Below are 18,235 nucleotides of genomic sequence, written 5' to 3'. Positions count from 1 at the left end.
TTTATTGTTTATGGGAAAAAGTAAAGTCTATTTTTTGCAGGCACTTGCCTCGTTTATCCTCGTGTTATTCACGATGCCTTTAGGTCATGCACTTATGATTATTATGGAAAAGACCATGACTCCAGAAGCTGTGCATTATGCAGGCTTTACAATGGGATTCGTGGGATTGGTAATGGTGATTGTCGGTGTGTTTGTCAAAGGTGACACCCGTCAGACACTCTGGGGACTTATCGGCGGTCTGCTTTTCTGGACCGGTTGGGTGGAGTTTCTCTTCCAATATTATGCACATCGCTTTGGTGTACAGCCAGAGATTGAAAACGGCGTGGTTGTAACCAAGCCGGAATATCTTATTCTCCCAGCCTCATTCGGTTTCTGGATGATGATGATGACGATGTATATATTCAGCACCCGCAACGGCTGTAATTTTATCACATGGATTCAGAAGCGGCTTTTCAGGGAGCGTAAAAATCAGATTGTTGTCCAGCCGATGACCCGCCACACGTCTATCGTCACCTTTATGGAGGTGAATATGATTCTCTGGGCTTCCTATCTTTTGCTGATGTTCTGTTATGACAAGAACTTCCTTGGCGACCACCATCCTGTTACATACCTTGTAGGTGTCGGATGTTTTATTGGTGCTCTGTTTATCTTCCAAAAGCAGCTTTACATTGCTTCATGGGGAGCGAATATCCGTATGTCGGTGGCTACCGTGGTTGTCTTTTGGGTTCCGATAGAGATTCTTGGACGTATTAACTTCTTCAAGGAGTTCTGGACACATCCACAGGAGTACGCTTTCCCACTGCTTTGCATCCTTGCTGGTTTCCTCTTTCTGTTGGGCTTTATGTGGTTAAAGGGCTCTAAGAAGAAACGTAGCTGATGCCTCACTGCAATGGTGGCACTGCGTGAGGGCGGTGTGTCAGGCGGATGATAGACTGCGGGATATATTGTAGGCTCACGCAAAGCCGCATACCGTTCGGGGAGGAACAAGGTGGGAACATGGCTGTGTTTTATGCACGGCTGTTTATAGGAGCATTCTGTCTCAATATTGATTACACGAATGAAAAGATTGAAAGGGGTAATCCGCACGGACTTTAAGTGTGTGTGGAGGGATAGGAACTTGACAGGGGTAGACTGCTGATATACCCCTGTCAGTTGCCAGCTTCGGCTCGGATTATGTAAAAATAAATTCGTTGCAGGGAAAATACAGATGCTTAACAGCACTCCAATTAACGCCCAGTTGACGTCCAATAGGTGCTTGGTTGAAGCCTAAGTAGTGCTTAATTGAAGTCCTATTAAGGGCATGTTTTTGGCGTAATGCTATAATCGTCTGATTGATTGAGGGTTGCAAAGTCGATATTTGGTTTCTTTCTGTCTCTGTTTTCACACGATGGTGAGAGTGAATTATGTAAATATATTTCAGGGTTTCAAGCGGATTCTTATTCTCTTGGGATAGCATAAAAAAGTTGGGGGTTTGCAGAAACAATAATCTTGCAGTCCTCTTAATTTCACTTCTGTCTGCAGGTTCAGCAAAAGGAAAATCCTTCGGAGGATGTAATGACTGCTAACTTCTGACCTTGAGTTTGTTTGCTGGTAATCTTCCTTGTGCATTGTTCGTCCCAGTCCAATCAACAGGCAGTCAGTATGGAAGTGTGAAAAACTCGGTTTAATCTGCTCGTTCTTTGTGAATTCGCTTTTTTTTCGTAATTTTGTAACCGCATTATAAATAAAAGAGATGAATAAGTTATTTTTGTCCCTTTGTTTACTGATGGTCAGCTTTGTGGCTGGTGCACAAGAACGCCTGCCTAAAGTAATCCTCAAAGACATAGAAGGGAAAACAGTACAAACCGACACTATTTCTAATAATGGGAAGCCCCTTATTATTGCTTTTTTTGCTACTTGGTGCAAGCCTTGTAATCGTGAACTCAAGAGTATAGATGAGCTTTACGATGATTGGCAGCGCGAAACGGGTGTGCGTCTTGTGGCTGTATCTATCGATCAGGCACAGAATATCAATAAGGTGAAACCACTGGTCGATCAGAACGGATGGCGATATGATGTGCTGCTTGACCCCAACGGCGAGTTACGCCGTACATTAGGCATCCAGTCAGTTCCCTATACTGTACTGCTTGATGGACAGGGGAATATCGTCTATAGGCACAACGGCTATACCGATGGTGCAGAAGTAGAACTTTATGAAAAGGTGAAAGACGTTGCCGGAAGATAGTTCTATGAAAACATATATACTGATAGGACTTCTTGCAGGCATAGGCAACGTCTCGCTCTGTGCACAAGAACAGTCGGATAAGTTGCGGCTTTCCGGGAGTATTCAGAGCGATATTCTCCTGCCTGAAAAGGATGATAAAACGGGAGCTGATACTCCTGACGGACGTTTTCTGACAAACACTTATCTTGACCTGAAAGCTACAAGCCGTTATGTAGAGGCTGGAGCAAGACTGGAGTATCTGAAGCATCCGCTTCCCGGATACGAGAACGATTTTAAAGGCTGGGGCGTGCCTTACGCTTATCTGAAAGGTCGTTATAAGAATGCGGAGCTGACCCTGGGTAGTTTTTACGAACAGTTCGGGTCGGGTTTCATTCTCCGTTCCTATGAAGAGCGCAGTCTCGGTGTTGACAATTCCCTACAGGGTGTGCGCTTAAGCTACCGTCCTTGGTCTGGTATTGCAATCAAGGCACTCACTGGTCGTCAGCGTAGATACTGGAATCACAACAAAAGTTGGATGACAGGAGCTGATGTGGAATGGAGCATTGATGAGCATTGTAAGTTCCTCCGACAGCATAACACCTATGTTACGCTGGGTGTCTCCTATGTCAATAAGTATGAGAAAGATGAGGTGATAATGACCGATCCGACTCACCGTTTGCACCTTCCTCTCTATGTCAATGCCTTCGATGTGCGCTTGCGTGTGCAGCATCGTGCGTTTAATGTATTGGCAGAGATGGCAATGAAGTCGCAAGATCCTTCCCATGACAATGGTTATATCTATCGCAATGGCTATGTGGCAATGCTTTCGGGTTCTTATTCGAAGCGTGGAATGAGTCTGCTCCTGCAAGCCAAACGCAGTACGAATATGGCTTTTCGCAGTAGTAGAAGCATGGAGGGAAGCTCATCCTTCGTCAATCACCTGCCGCCATTCACGATGGAACACACTTATACCCTGGCAGCACTCTATCCCTATGCTACACGCCCCGAGGGCGAGTGGGCTTACCAGGCGATGGCAGCCTATACCTTTCCGAAAGGTTCTATGATGGGAGGTAAGTATGGTACAACGGCAAAAGTGAACTTCTCCCATGTTCATTCAGTGCGCAGGAATGACACAGGTGACAGTGGTACCGACGGCTACGGAAGTCCGTTCTGGGTGTGGGGGGCATCCACCTATTATCAGGATATTGATGTACAGCTGGAGAAACGACTCTGTAAAGATACGAAGCTAAACCTTATGTACATGAACCAGCGTTACAACCAGACCCTCCTCGAAGGACATGGCGGCATGTTGCGTTCGCATATCTTCGTGGCGGATGTGAAGCAGAAGCTGGCACCCAAGACAACCTTGCGTGTGGAGGGGCAGTACCTTTCCTCGAAAGATGGTGACAAGGACTGGGCGTTCGGGCTTGCAGAATTGTCGCTTGCACCGCATTGGATGCTCACAGTGAGCGACCTCTATAATGTAGGCAATACTCATGTTCATTATTATCAGGGCTATGTAACTTACAGTGGTGGGGCACATCGGTTGCAACTGGGCTATGGTCGTACCCGCGCTGGGTTTAACTGTTCGGGTGGAGTATGTCGTTATATTCCTGCTACCAAAGGACTTACACTCTCTTATAATTATAACTTCTGATAGAAATGAAAAGTTTATATATCTTTCTCCTGGCTGCTGCTGTGCTTCTGGCAGGCTGCGATCCTGTTGCGTCTGATGACCGTTTTATTGAAGTTCCGGCTGCTACTGTCCAGCGTAATGTACTGATTGAAGACTTCACGGGTCAGCGTTGCATCTTCTGTCCAGATGCTTCTGATGCCATTGCACAGCTGCAAGCTCGCTATAGTGATGACAAGCTGATTGCTGTAGCCATCCATGCAGGACCGCTCGCACTGAAGAGCAAGTCTGGTTTTACGGGTCTGCGCACAGATGTGGGTGATGCCTATTATAAGAAATGGGCTGTGCCGAATGTGCCGAAAGCCATTATCAATCGTCGGGGGGGAGTGTTCTCCAAGGAAGCTTGGGCTGGTCGTGTGTATGATGAGTTTGCTCGGACGACAACGGTTGGTATAGACCTTAAATGTCAGTATGACGCTGATAAACGCCGTGTGGAGATAGAAACCGACTTGAAGACACTGTCTGAAGATGTGCAGGGAAGGCTGCAGTTCTGGCTGGTGGAGGATGGAGTCGTTGCCCCACAGCTTTTCCCTGGGGATGAGTTGGATAAGGAATATACGCATAATCATGTGCTCCGTGCTGCCATTAATGGGGATTGGGGAACGGAATTAACGCTCACTACCAAGAATGTACAGAAGGAAAAGACCACTTACACACTTCCTGATGGTATCGTTCCTGACAGGGCATGGGTGGTAGCATTCTTCTATAACGATAGCGGAGTGTTGCAGGCTGTGCGCCAAAAGATTTCTCTCTCATAGGTGAATTACAGATAATAAAAACATAAACATTAATTATATTCAAAATGAAATTACGATTACTGATGATTTTCGGTCTGCTGACCAGTCTTTTTGTTAGTGCACAGGCACAGACAAATTCTAATGAAGTTGTGTTCGTTGATGCTGATGGCAAAGTCCTTGCAAACAATACAACGCTTGTCTTGAGCAAGATAGAAGATGCCAAGTTTCCTCCAGGTATGAAAGAAATCGCTTCAAAGTTGTTCATTCTCAACAAGTCTGGAGAGGAACTGACAGTAACTCTTGACTGTACCGTCAGCGGTCTTAATGACGGTGATGTGCAGGTCTGTGCACTTGATGAATGCAACTCTTACGATGAGGACGGCACTTATGAGGTGGTCAGCCAGGTGTTGTCTGCTGCATCTGATAAGAAAGAAATCTCGATAGAACGCTCTTTTGAGAATGACGAGAAGTGTACGATAACGCTGAAAATTACTATGAAAAAGAAAGGTTCAGACGTTGAAAAGGAAGGTCCAACGGTTACAATTAAGTTTGATGCCGATGCAACTGGCATTGCTTCTGCAGCTCTGCAGAGCGGCAGTACTTACGATGTTTTCAATGTCCATGGTGTGTTGTTGCACAAGCAGGTACTTTCTCTCCCAACGCTCTCCAAAGGAATTTATATCGTAAAGCAGAAAGATGCAAAGGGGATTGTTTCTACCCGCAAGTACATTGTCCGTTAAGTTTTCACCTCATATAACCCGCTATTTGATATGTCAAAAAAACTTTATCTACAGTTCCTTTTTCTCGTCGCTGTAATCTGTTATGCAGGTAATTCCAGTGCCCAGAATCATAGTCTGATACCTTCTACAGGACAGAAAGTATATGTTCCTATCACGGCAAAAAGTGCAAAAGGAAAGCTGCTGATTACCAATTACGGCAGTACAACTATCCGTGATTTCGATTACACGCTGTCCTTCAATGGAGAGGACTTGGTATCGAAGAACTATGTCCTTCCGAAACCTTTGAACCGCATGGAGGGAACGACGATAGAGGTGGATGTACCACCTCACACGCAGGTTTCGGAAACAGACCTTCTGTTTACGATTACCAAAGTGAACGGTGAGGTTAATGGTACTTCAGTTAACCATGCTACGCTTCCGAGAGTTACGGTTACGAAAGTTCCTCACCGTAGAGTTGTTGTTGAGGAGTACACGGCAATGTGGTGTGGATACTGCCCACGTGGTATCGCTCTTATGGAGAATCTTGCAAAGAATTATCCCGACGACTTCATTGGTATTGCAGTTCATACAGGAGGTAGAGCAGATCCATTAAGTTGTCTGGACTATGCCTGGAAAGCTGCAGATTACAGGAGTCGCCCCACACTTCACATGAACAGAAATCTTTTACTGGGTTATGTCAAGGCTATAACCGAGTTTGAAGAGGAACGGTCAAGAGGGGCTGATATGGACATAGATGTCACAGCTACGTGGGATGCTCGGCAGGAGAACATCACGGTTACTCCTCGTGTTACGTTTTGTGTTGATAAGGAAGATGTTACATACGGCTTTGCATACGTGCTGACGGAAGACGGAATGTCAAGTCCCGAATGGTATCAAAACAACTATTATGCGGGAAGAACGGAAGAACTTGGCGTGTCGGATGAACTTGATTACTTTATCAAGGCTGATTATACTGTTAAAGGTCTTGAGAACAACTTTGTTGCTATTGCAGCAGAAGGTGTCAAAGCTCCTTTGACAGGTTACATCCAAACTCCGATTAAGGCAGATGAGGCACAGAGCCATACATACGTCTTCAGGAATATTCCCAGTAAGAAACTTATACAGGACAAGGCAAAGCTGAAAGTCTGTGTATTGCTGATTAACATCAAGACAGGACAAATTGAGAATGCAGCAAAGTGCACTATTTCTCCTGCCAATACCACTGCTATCTCTTCTGTTTCAGAAGGAAAAGAGACTGTTGTTGAAACAGCACGCTACACACTTGACGGTCGTCGTATTACGACTCCACAGAAGGGTATCAACATTGTGAAGTACAGCGACGGACGTGTGTGTAAAGAAGTTGTAACACGTTGATGCAGCTTCAGTTTATTACTTATTTGCGTTATGAATAAAGATTTGACTGTTTTATATCAGCAGAAGGCAGAGGAGACAGGCAGGATGCTCATCTCTCTCCGCAATCATAGTCGGGCTTTTATCCTGACGGAGATAGGTTCTTTTTTACTTGCAATAGGATTTGTAGTTCTCTACACCTTATTGGATAATGCAGCCTGGGCACTTCTTTGTGCCTTGGCTGCATTGTTTTTATATCTTTACATCCGGCGTCTTGATGTGCGGAACGACCGCAAGATAAAAGCCGGGGAAGCGTTGCTGCAGGTTTATCAGAATGAGATAGACTATCAGCATGGTAATTTCTCGGGCTTTGAAGCTGGCGAGCAATATGTCTGTCCGCAACATTCCTATACCTTCGATATGGATGTCTTCGGTACAGGTTCGCTGTTCCAAAGGATGAACCGTAGTATCTCAACGGGTGGCAGTGACCGTTTGGCAGCCTGTCTGTCTACGGAATGGGGAAGTGCAAAGAGAGAAGAACTTGTCGGGCAGATTCGACGGAGAACGGAAGCTGTTGACGAACTGGGACAAGAGGAAACATTCCTGTCTGAGTTCAAATCTTTGGGCGTTAAGGAGCGTATCAATACGGAAGAGGTGTTGAAAGCACTGACAGCTGTTCATCATCAGACCTTCCCAAAGGTCTTCCACAGTCCGCTGTTTCGTTATTTCTGTTATGCTGACCTGCTTGGTTTCTACGTGAGTATCGTCCTTTCTATCATGGGATTGGTTCCATCCTTGCTGCCCGTGTGGTGGGGAATGTTCAACTTTATGTTCTCCTTCCTTAGCGGGCATAAGCACATGCGTGTTATTTCCGAGCTGATAGCAAAGGTACATACACAGGTAGATGGCTACTTGCAAGTATTGAAGTTGATTAACAGCATTGAGTTTAAGTCGGCTGAACTTCAGGCTTTGAAAGAAGAACTTTCGGGCGCAGTAGAATCTTTTGAACAGTTAGGACTTATCCTACAAAAGATTGATAACAGGAGTAACGAGATAGGTGTGTTCGTTTTCAACAGCTTTGCCTTGATAGACGTTACCATCGTAAGGCTCTTCCTGCGCTGGCAGCATGCTTATGAACAGCGTACAAACAAGTGGGTTGACACCTTGAATCTCTTTGATGCACTGGTGTCAATGGGCAACTATCGCTTGAATGAAGACAAGGCTGTACAGGCTGAAATCATCGAGGATGACAAGGTGGTTTATGAAGCGAAAGGTCTTTATCATCCTTTCCTCGGCGAGCAGGCTGTGGCAAACGACTTCAATATCCTCGACCATGAGTATTATATTATCACGGGTGCGAATATGGCAGGCAAGAGTACCTTCCTGCGCTCGTTGGGCATCAATTACCTCTTGGCTATGAACGGTTTGCCAGTCTTTGCTAATCAGTTGAAGGTATCGGTGTTCCATCTTTTTACGAGTATGCGCACTACGGATGACCTCACGCATGGTATCTCTTACTTTAATGCAGAATTGCTTCGTTTGAAGAAGCTGTTAGGCTCGTTGCGTGACGATGTGCCAAGCCTGATTATTTTGGATGAGATTTTGAAGGGAACAAACTCACTCGATAAGCTGAATGGCTCACGTCTTTTCCTACAGTATATCGCTGAGCGCAATGTAACGGGCGTTATTGCTACCCATGACCTTGAGCTTTCAAAGATGGAAGAGGAATACACAGGGCGTTTCCATAACTATTGCTTCGAGATAGAGTTAGGCGAGAATATCACTTATTCTTATAAGATTACGGAGGGAGTAGCACGTAATCAGAATGCTACGTTCTTGTTGAAAGGTATCTTGAGCCCAAGCCATACCAGAAAGGGTGGCTTGGAGTAATGGGTGATATGATAGAACGTTTACAGGCGACTATGTTGTTTCTAAGACGTCTTATGATGGAAAATGGTAGTCCAAAATGATTGTTCGGAAAGGTTTGATTTGGGTTGTTGCCGAATTCTTTTCATGAAAAAAAATATTTCTTTTCACGAAAAAAAATATTTATGTTCATGAAGAAAAATATTTCTCATCATGAAAAGAATTCGTTATTGATAGTTGAATACGAGCTTAATCGACATTCTCCGGGGAAAGAATAAAGTGCTCGACGACGTGTGCCACACCATCTTCTTCATTCGATGATGTAACGAAATCAGCCTCGCTTTGGATGTCTTCAGCTGCATTTGCCATGGCAACGCCGAGCCCTGCAAAGCGAATCATACTGAGGTCGTTATAGCCGTCTCCACAGGCTATAATCCCTTCCCGGCGAATGCCGAGTGAAGCGATAAGTCGGTCAAGGGAGCGTGCCTTGTCGATGCCGAGCGGTACACACTCAAGGAAGAAATCGGCAGAGCGATACACTTCCATCTTTCCTTCCAGTTCTTTTGCTAATCGTAATTCCAGTTCATGGAGTGGAGTGGGATTGCCGACAATCAGACACTTGTTAATAGGGTAGACCAACTGGTTGAGGAAATCGTCATATTGCATGACGGGCATCTTGTTGATGAACGCCTCCTCCTGTACATACTTGTCGTCCTTGTTGGTAGCAGCAATGCCCTCTCCTTGGTAAGTCAGTATTTCCATTCCAGCTTTCACAGCTTCTTCGTAGAGCAATGGGACGAGCTGTTCATCCAGTTTCTGTTCAAAAATAACCTTGTTGTTAGCGCAGTCGATTATCTTTCCTCCGTTGAAGGCGAGGATGAAACCTCCGTTTTCTTTTAGTTCCAATTCTTTTGCTAAAGGGATAATTCCATAAGTAGGACGCCCAGACGCCAGTACGACATGCACTCCAGCTGCCTGTGCCTGCATAAGAGCTTGTTTTGTGCGAGGGGTGATAACCTTCTTGTTATTTGTCAGAGTGCCGTCCAAATCCAGCACAATCATCTTGTACTTCATGTTGTTTTCTGTTCTTTTTCCTTATTGTAATCTCAGCTTTTGGTACAGTTTCTTTTTGCTGAGTACTGATTGTTTTCTGCAAAGGTAGTGTTTTTTGCTGATTAAGGGTCTGTTTGTCAGATATAAAACGATTATTTCAAAAAGTATCGGACTGGTATAATAAATCGTTAACGCTTGCGTTCTTATGAAGAATTAACCCGTTTAAAGGCATTTGATTAAATGTAGAATAAAATTAACTTAATTGTAGAGAGTTATGAAGAAGTATTTAGCCGAAATGATCGGCACAATGATATTAGTCCTTATGGGCTGTGGTGCAGCGGTATCTTTGGGTTGCGACCCGGTTAATAATCAGGCTGCAGTAGTTGGTACAGCAATGGCATTTGGTCTTTCTGTAGTAGCAATGGCATACGCTATTGGTGGTATATCCGGCTGCCATATCAACCCTGCCATTAGCTTAGGCGTGTTCCTTAGCGGTCGTATGAGTGCAAAGGATTGCCTTATGTATGTTGTGTTTCAGTTCCTCGGCGGCTTGATCGGTGCAGCGTTATTGTTCCTCCTTGTTCCCAGTTCTGACAGCAGCTTTGCCACAGCCGGTGCCGGTCTGGGTGCCAATGGTTTGCAGGATGGCATCAGTGTAGCAGGTGGTCTGCTGGCTGAGATTATTTTTACTTGTGTGTTTGTACTCGTTGTGTTGGGTGCAACCTCAAAGACTAACGGTGCAACAAACAATTTTGCAGGTCTGGCAATCGGCTTGTCACTTATCCTTGTACACCTTGCTTGCATCCGTTACACAGGTACATCCGTTAATCCAGCACGTTCTTTCGGTCCTGCTGTCTTCGCACAGTTTGCCGGCGGTCCTGTTGCGGCATTGAGTAATCTGTGGATCTTCATCGTAGGTCCATTGGTGGGTGGTGCACTTGCTGCTGTCCTTTGGCGTGTTGTCGAGCCTGCTGAAAAGTAATTGGATGAGAGTGTTGGGCTGATTAATCCAATAAGGCTTATTTGCTTTGTTAGGCTTGTAGGGCTTATTTGGCTAATTAGCCTAATAAGCTCACTTAGTCCTATCGGCTCAATTCCTCCAAGGATTACATTCCTGTTTCTTGAATGCTATTGCTGGTTATTACGGATTTTAACACTTTGTGGTCATTAAATGTGTATCATGTTTTGGCTATCAGAAAATAAAACCGTACATTTGCAGATGTAAATAGGTATTGATTTATTAATTTTAAAACATAATAGAAATTATGGCAGTAGATTACAAGAAATTAGGTCTCGTGAACACACGCGATATGTTCAAGAGAGCAATTGACGGCGGTTACGCTATCCCAGCATTCAACTTCAATAACCTCGAGCAGCTTCAGGCTATCATCAAGGCTTCTTCTGATTTGAAGTCACCTGTTATCCTTCAGGTATCTAAGGGTGCACGCAAGTATGCTAACCAGACTCTTCTCCGTTACCTCGCAGAGGGTGCAGTAGAGTATGCAAAGGAGTTGGGTTGCAACCATCCTGAGATTGCACTTCACCTTGACCACGGTGACAGCTTCGAGACTTGCAAGAGCTGTGTAGACTTCGGTTTCTCTTCTGTAATGATTGACGGTTCTGCTCTTCCTTACGAGGAGAATATCGCACTCACAAAGAAGGTTGTTGAGTATGCTCATCAGTTCGACGTAACTGTTGAGGCTGAGCTTGGTGTACTTGCTGGTGTTGAGGATGACGTTGTAGCTGAGGTTTCTCACTATACAAAGCCAGAGGAGGTTGTTGATTTCGCTACTCGTACAGGTTGCGACTCATTGGCTATCTCTATCGGTACTTCTCACGGTGCTTACAAGTTCACTCCAGAGCAGTGTACACGTGACCCAAAGACTGGTCGTCTTGTTCCTCCTCCATTGGCATTCGATGTTCTTGCAGCTATCGAGAAGCAGCTCCCAGGCTTCCCAATCGTTCTCCACGGTTCTTCTTCAGTTCCTCAGGAGTATGTTGACATCATCAACGAGCATGGTGGTAAGATGCCAAACGCTGTTGGTATCCCAGAGGAGCAGCTTCGTAAGGCAGCTAAGAGTGCTGTTTGTAAAATTAACATCGACTCTGACTCTCGTCTTGCATTCACCGCAGGTGTTCGCCAGACATTCGATGAGCACCCAGAGTACTTCGATCCACGTCAGTACTGTGGTAAGGCTCGTGAGTACATGGAGGATCTTTACAAGCACAAGATCACAGACGTTCTTGGTTCTGAGAACAAGCTTGCTAACCTCGACTAATCATTTGTTGAGGTCGGCTTGACCAGATAAAACGTCAGCGGCAGCTTTCCTTTGGAGAGCTGCCGCTTCATTTATATATAGATTGAAAGATATTGGCTTATTCAGAAAAACTAAGAAGTTCTATTTGAATATCCAGAACATTTGCCGTTGTTAAAGGGTTTTCAGAGTGTTTCATTTGTTCTAAATGGACATTTATGATATGTTTATATCATATCATGAAATGATACTTTGTTAAAAATAAGCATCAGAAGGATAGTAATAGTGTTGTATGGGGTATAGTTTCTCCCCTTTTTTTATATACCATACAGTTAGCATGCTGTCAGCTGATATCTTCCAAGTGTATTCCCAGACTTTATGTTTTCTCTTCTTACGCTCCTCTTTTGAAAATAGTTTTGCAACGGGCTCCGTAAATTCATTATGTTGCTCTGTGATGATAAATTGGCTTTTATCATAAAAACTATACATGGAATCAAGTTCTGAAGGTAGATAGCTTTTGGGAACTTTTTTTTGTTCTTTATTTTGATTAGAGCAGCCCATAAGGCATAATACTATAAGAAGAGAATAAAGTTTTTTCATATGTTTATTTTAGTAAAGTGCTGATATAAAATTCTGTACCAAGTAGTAGAGTGTTTAATTCTTGGAGGATATAATCCATATGGCGTTCTCGTAGCTCATTGCCTATATTCATAATGCTTCGTCTGTCATTTATAAATGGAAGACGGAACTTATTTTCTTTTGACGAATTTGTTTTATATTCATCAGCATGCAGAGTTTCCCATGGATAATTGGGATTAAAAGAAAGAAGAGGACGACTGAATTTGACAAGCCCTATTGTATGACCAAACTCATGAGCAACTGGATATTGTAAGATGTTTCCATCGCTGCCAGTTTTTTCTTGTAAGTCTATGTCAAATAAGTCAAAATGTATTTCTCTTGCATACCATCTGACATAGCTACGTGTATCTTTTCTGTGAATATAAACTTTCCAATTTGAGTTGGGGGATGTACTCCAAATAATTTTAAACTGTAGTTCGAATCTTGTATTCTTATGTTTGTTTGCAAATTTTGAATTACCCCTAACTTTAAAATAACATTTATTATTTCAAATACTATAAATGATATTTGTTACAGACTTTTGATACTTCCTCAATTCGTGGAAATATAATTCATTATATACTATTTTCCATGTTTGTGTTACCAATATGAGGCTATAGCCTATTTCTTCTATGACCTCTATTGTCATTTGAGGGGTTTCTTTACGTATTTGAGGAACATGGAGTTATATTAATTTTGATGTTACTACTCTCTAAAAAGAACCGTTTGTGTCCGTTTTAGTCGTCCAGAAGCATGAAGGCTTTAGGGAGATAGTTGATGATGTCTCCTGCAACAAGGCTTTCCTTGCCAAGGTCTTTTGCTGCTAAATCGCCTGCAAGACCGTGGAGATACATGCCTGCCATACATGCGTTCTGCTGGTGGTAGCCGCGTGCAAGCAATGCTGTGATGATACCTGTGAGTACATCGCCACTACCAGCTGTCGCCATACCGCTGTTGCCTGTAGAGTTGAAGATAACATTTCCGTTTGGCAGACAGAGTGCGCTGTTATGCCCCTTTAGGATGATATAAGCCTGCAATGACCTTGCCAGTTCCCTTGTTCGGTGCAGACGTTCGAAGTCGGCATTGGCAGGTGAACCTGTAAGGCGGTCGAGCTCCTTAGCGTGAGGTGTCATTATGATGCCCTTTGGCAGTTGCTGCATCCACGCACGATGGCTTGCAAGAATGTTCAAGGCATCAGCATCGGCAATGATAGGGCATTGTGCACGTCTTATCTGGGCAATCATTGCAATCGCTGTTGGCTCTTGTCTGCCCAGTCCCGGACCTATAGCCAGTGCATCGAAGTCGTCAGTATCAACTGCTTCAGTGAAAGCAGTCTCCTCATGGTCCATCTGTAGGATAGCTTCTGGTACGGAAACCTGCATGATGTCATAGTTCTTCTTCGGTGTATGCACTGTTACCTTACCCACACCGCTGCGCAAACAGGCACGTGTTGTAAGGATAGCAGCTCCCGACATGCCGTAACTGCCGGCAATGACAAGGGCATTTCCCATGTCTCCTTTGTGTGCGAAGTCGTCCCGATGAAGCAGACGTGAGCGGATGTCACTCTCTTCCAATACGTAATATTGTGCCTCGGTTTTCTGAATATACTCCTGACTCAGGCGAATATCCAGCACCTTAACTCTACCTATGAACTGCTGTGCATCGCTGAAGAGGAAAGAGAGCTTTTTCTCGTGGAGTGTCAGTGTGAGCGTTGCATGGATAATATTAGCACGTACGTTATACGTGTTATCCTCAGCCATCAGACCAGATGGGACATCAATACTCACAACCTTTGCCGGACTTTGATTGATATACTTCACTAATGAAGCAAAGCCGCCGGCCAATGGCTTGTTGAGTCCAGAGCCAAAAAGCCCGTCAATGACCAGTGTGTCAGCAGTCAGTTCGGGTGGGTCAAACTTAGCAGTAATCTCCGTGAAGTCCTTTGCGTGCTTTCCTTCAAGCAGTCGCTGACGGTTCGTCACGCAGTCATCAGAGAGATGATTGGTGATGTTGAAGAGGAAGGTACTTACCTTATAGCCTTCGTTTATCAGCAGACGTGCCACGGCAAGGGCGTCACCGCCATTGTTGCCGGGTCCGGCAAAGACAACAACTGGCGTATGCGTGGTCCACTCCTCGGTGATAGCACGGGTAATGGCTTTTGCTGCACGTTCCATCAGGTCAACCGACTTGATGGGTTCGTGTTCTATAGTGTATCTGTCCAGTTCGTGAATCTGGGCACTTGTAAATATCTTCATATCGATGGCAAATTTACAAAATAAATGCTAATCGTATGGGATAGTTTGGTATTATTTTCGTAATTTTGCGCTAAATTATAAATAAAGAAGCATGAGTCGAGTAACAATTAAGGACAAAACGTTTGATATTTCTATTCCTGAAGCCAAGATTCTGGAGAGAGTGAAGCTGGTCGCAGACCGCATAAACAAGGATTTCGAAGGAAAGACTCCGCTCTTTCTTGCGGTGCTGAATGGCTCGTTCATGTATGCCTCGGACTTGATGAAGAATATCAACATACCGTGTGAGATTTCCTTTGTGAAGTTAGCTTCTTATCAGGGTACTACTTCAACAGGAACCATTAAGGAGATTATCGGGCTGAATGAGGATATCCGTGGAAGAGAGGTTATCATTGTTGAAGACATTGTTGATACGGGTGCAACCATGATGCGTATGCTCGAGTCGCTCGGAACACGTGAGCCTGCTGGCCTGCATATCACAACCTTGCTGTTGAAGCCGGGCAAACTCACCGTGCCTTTGAACATAGAATATGCTGCAATTGAGATACCGAATGATTTTATCGTGGGCTATGGACTCGACTATGATCAGGAAGGTCGCAACTTGAGAGATATTTATACTTTAGTACAAGAATAATGAAGAATATTGTAATTTTCGGTGCGCCAGGTGCTGGCAAAGGTACTCAGAGCGACAAGATGATTGAGAAGTATGACTTCGGTCATATCTCTACAGGGGACGTACTTCGTAATGAAATCAAGAATGGTACGGAACTTGGAAAGACTGCAAAAGGATACATTGACAATGGGCAGCTCATTCCTGATGAGTTGATGATTGATATTCTTGCAAGCGTGTACGACGGCTTTGGCAAGGAACACAAGGGTGTTATCTTCGATGGTTTCCCACGTACTATCCCACAAGCTGAGGCATTGAAGAAGATGTTGGCTGAGCGAGGTCACAGCATAGCAGCTATGATTGAGCTTTTCGTACCAGAGGATGAATTGATGAAGCGTCTGCTTCTCCGTGGTCAGCAGAGCGGTCGTTCTGATGATAACGAGGAGACTATCAAGAAGCGTCTCAATGTTTACAACAACCAGACTTCTCCATTGATTGACTGGTATGAGAGTGAGAAGATTCACCACCACGTGGAAGGTCTCGGTACAGTAGAAGAAATCTTTGCACGTATTGAGTCTGTCATTGACGCTATTTAATATATCTGGCTGATAGGTGTTGGGTGTTTAGGGATACATGATGTGTCTTTTTCTTCCCAGAACCTATCAGCTTTTTGTTATTTAGACCTTGAAGAAAGATAGGTCTTTTATGTTGATATAAACTATTATTCACCCCATCCCCTAACACCCATTATTTGCTATGGCTGATTCGAATTTTGTTGATTATGTAAAGATATACTGCCGCTCCGGTAAGGGTGGTAGAGGTTCCATGCACCTTCGTCATGTGAAATATAACCCCAATGGCGGACCTGATGGCGGCGATGGTGGTAAGGGTGGAAGTGTTTATCTGCGTGGTAACCATAATTACTGGACGCTATTGCACCTGAAGTTCCAGCGTCACATCTATGCGGAACACGGAGGTAATGGCGGGCGTGACAAGTGTCATGGCACGGACGGTAAGGATGTTTATATCGACGTACCTTGTGGTACGGTGGTCTACGATGCCGAGACTGGTAAGTATGTCTGTGATGTTATGCACGACGGACAGACGGTGATGTTGCTGAAAGGTGGACGTGGTGGATTGGGCAACTTCCAGTTCCGTACATCAACCAATCAGGCTCCACGCTATGCACAGCCTGGTGAGCCGATGCAGGAGATGACCGTTATCCTTGAATTGAAGCTGCTGGCCGATGTCGGCCTGGTGGGCTTCCCGAATGTGGGTAAGTCTACTTTGCTGTCTTCTCTTTCAAGTGCGAAACCAAAGATTGCCAACTATCCTTTTACGACGATGGAACCATCGCTGGGCATTGTCAGCTATCGTGACAACCAGAGTTTCGTTATGGCTGATATTCCTGGTATTATCGAGGGGGCCAGCGAAGGTAAGGGACTCGGCCTGCGTTTCCTCCGTCATATCGAGCGTAACTCCCTTCTGCTCTTTATGGTACCGGGTGATACAGACGATATCAAGCGTGAGTATGAGATATTGCTGAATGAGTTGCAGCAGTTTAATCCGGAAATGCTCGACAAGCATCGTGTCTTAGCGGTCACAAAATGCGACCTGCTGGACGAGGAACTCATTGAGATGCTGCGTGAGACGTTGCCAACCGACCTTCCTGTTGTCTTCATTTCAGCTGTCACAGGACAGGGGATTGACGAACTGAAGGATGTTCTTTGGAAGGAACTGAACGCTGAAAGCAACAAGTTACAGGATATAATAGCTGAAGATACCCTTGTTCATCGTGATAAGGACATGACACGTTTTGCTGCTGAATTAGCAGCTGAAGATGCTGATATTGACGATGTTGAAGAGGTGGGTATTGACGAGTTGGATGAGGTGGATGACCTCGAGGATTTTGAATATACGGATGATTAAGCCAGTTCTGCATTACTTTAATCTTGCCGACGAGGTGGTCAGTTTTAGCACTACCCGTCATGGCGGTGTCAGCAAGGGGCAGCTTGCTACGCTGAATATCAACCCTCATCGGGGTGATGAACCTTCTGCTGTGGCAGAGAATTTACAGGCTGTAGCCGCTGAGATTGGTGTTGAGGCTGATAAGATTATCCGTCTGCATCAGATACATGAAACGCATTGTCTGACCGTGACGGATGATTTTCTCCAACTATCGGCTGCAGAGCAGTACGAGATGGAAGAAGGAAAGGATGCTGTCGTTACCGATTGTCGTAACGTCTGCATCGGTGTTCATACGGCTGATTGTGTTCCCGTTCTTTTTTATGACCCTGTTCATCGTGCCATTGGTGCAGCCCATGCCGGTTGGCGTGGTACGGTGAAGCGTATCGTTCAGCATATGCTTCGCAAGATGACAAAACTGTATGGCACCGACCCAAAGGAACTCAAGGCGGTTGTAGGTCCTTGTATTTCCCAAAAGAATTTTGAGGTAGGGCAGGAAGTCTATGATGCTTTTGCTGCTGCAGGTTTCCCAATGGAGCGTATCGCACGTATGTATGAAAAGTGGCATATTGACCTTCCACTTTGCAATCAACTTCAATTAGAAGAACTCGGTGTGCCGTCTGCTAATATCCTTCAGTCCGCTATCTGTACCTATGACAATGCTTCCGACTTCTTCTCTGCACGTATTCTAAAGGAAGGATTCGGCACTATCTACACAGGTATTGCCCTGAAATAAATACCTATTTTATAGTCATTACGGAATTATTTTCACGTAAATAAATATTTTTTGTCGTGAAAATAAATATTTACTTTCATGAAGAAAAATATTTTTTTTCATGAAAATAATTTGAAAGGGATACCCTTTTCAGTGATTTAATGCGTCCTGATTGAAGTGTATTAAAGTGAAGAAAAGG

At 44.5% G+C, this 18,235-nt stretch carries 16 protein-coding genes; 13 read left to right on the top strand and 3 right to left on the bottom strand.

The features are described from left to right. Nucleotides 1-10: 10 nt before the first annotated feature. From ADJ77_RS04560 to ADJ77_RS04525, 7 genes are all read left to right on the top strand, one after another. Nucleotides 11-877 carry a hypothetical protein gene (locus ADJ77_RS04560; protein WP_025077491.1) on the top strand — a complete coding sequence of 289 codons (867 nt, stop codon included), beginning with the start codon at nt 11-13 and terminating at the stop codon, nt 875-877. An 855-nt stretch (nt 878-1,732) separates the two neighbouring features. Then, nucleotides 1,733-2,224 (top strand): TlpA family protein disulfide reductase, encoded by a 492-nt coding sequence (locus ADJ77_RS04550; RefSeq protein WP_025077493.1) that lies wholly within the window; start codon nt 1,733-1,735, stop codon nt 2,222-2,224. A 4-nt stretch (nt 2,225-2,228) separates the two neighbouring features. Further along, nucleotides 2,229-3,860 carry a DUF6029 family protein gene (locus ADJ77_RS04545; RefSeq protein WP_050696077.1) on the top strand — a complete coding sequence of 544 codons (1,632 nt, stop codon included), beginning with the start codon at nt 2,229-2,231 and terminating at the stop codon, nt 3,858-3,860. Between the two features lie 5 nt (nt 3,861-3,865). Then, nucleotides 3,866-4,654 carry an Omp28 family outer membrane lipoprotein gene (locus ADJ77_RS04540; RefSeq protein WP_050696076.1) on the top strand — a complete coding sequence of 263 codons (789 nt, stop codon included), beginning with the start codon at nt 3,866-3,868 and terminating at the stop codon, nt 4,652-4,654. Nucleotides 4,655-4,698: 44 nt separating this feature from the next. Continuing rightward, nucleotides 4,699-5,373: a hypothetical protein gene (locus ADJ77_RS04535; protein WP_025077494.1), complete on the top strand. Its 675-nt coding sequence runs from the start codon at nt 4,699-4,701 to the stop codon at nt 5,371-5,373. Between the two features lie 30 nt (nt 5,374-5,403). Next, complete coding sequence (locus tag ADJ77_RS04530; RefSeq protein ID WP_025077495.1) at nt 5,404-6,726, top strand: thioredoxin family protein; 1,323 nt, start codon at nt 5,404-5,406, stop codon at nt 6,724-6,726. Nucleotides 6,727-6,756: 30 nt separating this feature from the next. After that, entirely contained in the window at nt 6,757-8,592 is a 1,836-nt protein-coding gene (locus ADJ77_RS04525; protein WP_025077496.1) for a MutS-related protein, read from the top strand. Between the two features lie 225 nt (nt 8,593-8,817). Here ADJ77_RS04525 and ADJ77_RS04520 read toward each other — a convergent pair whose 3' ends face one another. Next, nucleotides 8,818-9,642, bottom strand: a complete 825-nt coding sequence (locus ADJ77_RS04520) for a Cof-type HAD-IIB family hydrolase (protein ID WP_025077497.1) — start codon at nt 9,640-9,642, stop codon at nt 8,818-8,820. A gap of 253 nt (nt 9,643-9,895) precedes the next feature. Between ADJ77_RS04520 and ADJ77_RS04515 the strand changes: the two genes are divergently transcribed. After that, on the top strand, nt 9,896-10,603 hold the full coding sequence (locus ADJ77_RS04515; RefSeq protein ID WP_050696075.1) for an MIP/aquaporin family protein: 708 nt from the start codon (nt 9,896-9,898) through the stop codon (nt 10,601-10,603). Between the two features lie 283 nt (nt 10,604-10,886). Next, on the top strand, nt 10,887-11,900 hold the full coding sequence (locus tag ADJ77_RS04510) for a class II fructose-bisphosphate aldolase (protein WP_025077499.1): 1,014 nt from the start codon (nt 10,887-10,889) through the stop codon (nt 11,898-11,900). A 231-nt stretch (nt 11,901-12,131) separates the two neighbouring features. Here ADJ77_RS04510 and ADJ77_RS04505 read toward each other — a convergent pair whose 3' ends face one another. Further along, entirely contained in the window at nt 12,132-12,476 is a 345-nt protein-coding gene (locus ADJ77_RS04505; protein ID WP_050696074.1) for a hypothetical protein, read from the bottom strand. A gap of 755 nt (nt 12,477-13,231) precedes the next feature. Further along, entirely contained in the window at nt 13,232-14,749 is a 1,518-nt protein-coding gene (locus tag ADJ77_RS04500) for a bifunctional ADP-dependent NAD(P)H-hydrate dehydratase/NAD(P)H-hydrate epimerase (protein ID WP_025077501.1), read from the bottom strand. Between the two features lie 91 nt (nt 14,750-14,840). Here ADJ77_RS04500 and hpt point away from each other — a divergent pair, with 91 nt between their 5' ends. The 4 genes from hpt to pgeF all read left to right on the top strand — a co-directional run bounded on the left by hpt (nt 14,841) and on the right by pgeF (nt 18,057). Next, the gene (gene hpt, locus ADJ77_RS04495; RefSeq protein WP_050696073.1) at nt 14,841-15,380 is read left to right on the top strand and encodes a hypoxanthine phosphoribosyltransferase; all 540 of its coding nucleotides are present in this window, start codon (nt 14,841-14,843) and stop codon (nt 15,378-15,380) included. Beyond that, nucleotides 15,380-15,952 carry an adenylate kinase gene (locus ADJ77_RS04490; protein WP_050696072.1) on the top strand — a complete coding sequence of 191 codons (573 nt, stop codon included), beginning with the start codon at nt 15,380-15,382 and terminating at the stop codon, nt 15,950-15,952. Before hpt ends, ADJ77_RS04490 begins: the two co-directional genes overlap by 1 nt. A 160-nt stretch (nt 15,953-16,112) precedes the next feature. Further along, entirely contained in the window at nt 16,113-17,285 is a 1,173-nt protein-coding gene (obgE, locus tag ADJ77_RS04485) for a GTPase ObgE (protein WP_025077502.1), read from the top strand. Then, nucleotides 17,278-18,057, top strand: a complete 780-nt coding sequence (gene pgeF, locus ADJ77_RS04480) for a peptidoglycan editing factor PgeF (protein ID WP_025077503.1) — start codon at nt 17,278-17,280, stop codon at nt 18,055-18,057. The genes obgE and pgeF overlap by 8 nt, the downstream gene beginning before the upstream one ends. Nucleotides 18,058-18,235: the final 178 nt, after the last annotated feature.

Source organism: Prevotella fusca JCM 17724 (genome assembly GCF_001262015.1).
Lineage (GTDB): Bacteria > Bacteroidota > Bacteroidia > Bacteroidales > Bacteroidaceae > Prevotella > Prevotella fusca.
This window is presented reverse-complemented; position numbering and strand designations above follow the sequence as displayed.